Here is a 2,853-nt window from a genome sequence, read left to right as displayed (position 1 = left end):
ACCCAGTACGGCGGTCGCACCGTCGAGATCGGCAACACCGACGCCGAGGGCCGCATCGTGCTCGCCGACGCACTCGCCTACGCCGATGCCGCACTCGATCCCACGGTCCTGGTCGACGTCGCGACCCTCACCGGCGCGGCGCGGATCGCTCTGGGGAGGTCCATCGCGCCGGTCTTCGCCACCGACCCGGCCCTCAGCGCCGCGCTCGAGGCTGCCGGGGCGACGACTGGTGAGACGCTGTGGCCGATGCCCCTCGCGCAGACCTACCGTCGAGCCCTCGACTCCGACGTCGCTGACGTCGCCCACATCGCTCCCGGCGTGGGTGGCGGTGCGGTGACGGCGGCCCTGTTCCTTCGGGAGTTCGTCGGTGAGCGCCCGTGGGCACACCTCGACATCGCAGGCACCGGCCGCTCGGACGTCGACGCCGGCACCTCCGCCAAGGGGGCCACCGGTTTCGGGACACGACTGCTGCTGCGGTGGCTGGAGGAGATGGCATGAACGCCGGTTACGGGCTGACCGTTCGCTGGTCGCTGGAAGACGCCCCGGCGGATGCCGCCGACCAGCTGCGCGAGTACGTCGTCGGCACCTCGATCGCACGGTTCATGTTCCTCGACGGCCTCGCCTTCAAGGTGTGGCGCATGCGCGAGGGCGAGTGGTTCGAGGGGACGTACGTCTTCGACTCCGAGCAGGACCGCACGGTCTTCCGCGAGAGCTTCGAGCCCGGTGCCGCCACGGCACCGGGGAGCGTGATGATCGGCTCCGCGCCGATCACCATCGAGGACTGGGAGGTCGTCGCGATCGCCGAGGGCCCCGCCGGGTTCCGCCGCGGGGCGGGCCCCGAGGTCAGCTGAGCGGTCGCCTCAGCGCTTGACGGCGACGAGCAGGCCGTCGCTCACCGGCAGCAGGGTCGTCGTGAGCTGGTCGTGGTCGCGCAGCGCCTTGCCGAGGTCGCGCAGGGTGCTCGTCGTCGCGTCGCGCGCCGCGGGGTCGGCGACCTGGTCGTGCCAGAGCATGTTGTCCATCACGAGCACCCCGCCCGGTCGCAGCAGCCGGATCGCGTGCTCGACGTACGTCGGGTAGCCGGGCTTGTCGGCGTCGATGACGACCAGGTCGTAGGCGCCGTCGGTCATCCGGGGCAGCACCTCGGCGGCGTCCCCGGTGATGACGCGGGTGCGCTGGTGGGCGTAGCCGGCCTCCGCGTAGGCCTCGCGGGCGGCTCGCTGGTGCTCGGCGGAGGAGTCGATGGTCGTGAGGACCCCGTCGTCGGGCATGCCGGAGAGCAGCCACAGGCCCGACGTGCCGGCCCCCGTGCCGATCTCGACGACGTGCCGCGCCTGGACAGCGGCCGCGACGACGCGCAGCATCGCCCCGGCGCCCGTGCCGACCGGGGAGGCGTCGCCGAACTCCAGACCGCGCCGTCGGGCGTTCTCGATGACCTCCGGCTCGGTCACGAACTCCTCGGTGTACGTCCAGCTGGCGGGCCTCAGGGTGCTCATGCGTCAACCCTATGGCCCGGGGCGCGGTCGAAGGCCCCGACGCACGTTCCCAGCGTTTGTTCAGGGAATCCGGGAACAATTGTCGGACTGGACGCGTATCGATGGGTGACATGAGCAGCTCGGTGAGGGAAGAGACGATGACGACGACGGATGCCGTGCGGACCGGCGACCTGCCGGCTGCCGGTTGGGTTCCCCCGACGTGGGAGGAGGTCGTCGAGCAGCACTCCGCGCGGGTGTACCGACTCGCATACCGCCTCACGGGGAACGTCCACGACGCCGAGGACCTCACCCAGGACGTGTTCGTGCGGGTGTTCCGGTCGCTGCACACCTACCAGCCCGGCACGTTCGAGGGCTGGCTGCACCGCATCACGACCAACGTCTTCCTCGACAAGATGCGCCGCAAGCAGCGGATCCGCTTCGACGCCCTCTCCGATGAGTCGGCCGCCCGCCTCGAGGGGCGCGGGCCCGGCCCCGAGCAGGCGTACCACGACGCCCACTTCGACGACGACGTGCAGCGTGCGCTCGACGCACTCTCCCCGGACTTCCGGGCCGCGGTCGTGCTGTGCGACATCGAGGGGCTGTCCTACGAGGAGGTCGCCGCGACCCTGGGCATCAAGCTCGGGACCGTGCGCTCGCGCATCCACCGCGGTCGCGCCCAGCTGCGCGAGTCGTTGGCCCACCGCGCACCGCAGCCGACCACGAGTGCGCCCACGAGGAGCACGGGCCGGATCATCCGCCGTCCCGCCGCGGGGGTCGTATGACCCACTCCACCCGGGTGCAGTGCCTCGACGACGAGCTCACCGAGTACGCCGCCGGCCGCCTTCCGCTGAACCGCCAGTGGGCGTGGGACCGGCACCTCGTGACCTGTCAGGTCTGCGGCCACGCCGTCGACCAGGAGCGTCGGCTGCGCAGTGCCCTGGCTGGAGCCCCGACCATGCCGGGGGACCTGCGCACCACCCTGCTCGCGCTCGGCAGCACGATGGCCGCAGACCTGCCGCGTGCGAGCACCCCGCCGAGCCCTCAGCACGACCCCTTGCGGCTGCTCGCTCCCGGTGCTCCGCCCTGCCACCGCAGCCCGCTGCGCGCCACGGTGATCGCCGCTGCGGCCGCCGGGATCTCCGCAGCCGCCGCCTGGAGCCTGACCATGGTTCCCGCACCCGGCACCGGTCGGCCTGCCCTGGCCACCGTGACCCCCCTCGTGGCAGCGACGGCCACGCCAACGCGCGCCGCCACGGCGGCCGTGAGCAACGGGTTCAGCCAGGGGGTCGTCCTCACCAGGACCGACCAGCAGGCAGAATCGACCCCATGACGAGTGAGCGCGAGCCGGGCCGCGACGACTGGCGCCCCTGGGACCAGG

At 72.3% G+C, this 2,853-nt stretch carries 4 protein-coding genes and 1 pseudogene; 4 read left to right on the top strand and 1 reads right to left on the bottom strand.

Annotation, left to right across the window (positions count from 1 at the left end; translation table 11 throughout):
- Together PLL68_RS05900 and PLL68_RS05895 are read left to right on the top strand one after the other, a co-directional pair.
- Positions 1-498: pseudogene (locus PLL68_RS05900) on the top strand (leucyl aminopeptidase); the annotation flags it as partial.
- Positions 495-851 (top strand): hypothetical protein, encoded by a 357-nt coding sequence (locus PLL68_RS05895; protein WP_324532550.1) that lies wholly within the window; start codon positions 495-497, stop codon positions 849-851. The pseudogene PLL68_RS05900 and the gene PLL68_RS05895, both read left to right, overlap by 4 nt.
- A 9-nt stretch (positions 852-860) precedes the next feature.
- On the opposite strand, the gene PLL68_RS05890 is transcribed toward PLL68_RS05895, so the two are convergent.
- Positions 861-1,496 (bottom strand): O-methyltransferase, encoded by a 636-nt coding sequence (locus tag PLL68_RS05890; protein WP_324532548.1) that lies wholly within the window; start codon positions 1,494-1,496, stop codon positions 861-863.
- Positions 1,497-1,633: 137 nt separating this feature from the next.
- On the opposite strand from PLL68_RS05890, the gene sigE reads away from it, so the two are divergent.
- Positions 1,634-2,257: an RNA polymerase sigma factor SigE gene (gene sigE, locus PLL68_RS05885; RefSeq protein ID WP_486658692.1), complete on the top strand. Its 624-nt coding sequence runs from the start codon at positions 1,634-1,636 to the stop codon at positions 2,255-2,257.
- Positions 2,254-2,805, top strand: coding sequence for an anti-sigma factor (locus tag PLL68_RS05880; protein ID WP_324532544.1), 552 nt, complete (start codon positions 2,254-2,256; stop codon positions 2,803-2,805). Before sigE ends, PLL68_RS05880 begins: the two co-directional genes overlap by 4 nt.
- The last annotated feature ends 48 nt before the right edge of the window (positions 2,806-2,853 follow it).

The sequence above is a fragment of the Ornithinibacter sp. genome, from assembly GCF_035443565.1.
Taxonomy (GTDB): Bacteria; Actinomycetota; Actinomycetes; order Actinomycetales; family Dermatophilaceae; genus Fodinibacter.
The sequence above is the reverse complement of the archived record's forward strand: the minus strand, read 5'-3'. Positions and strand labels throughout refer to the sequence as shown.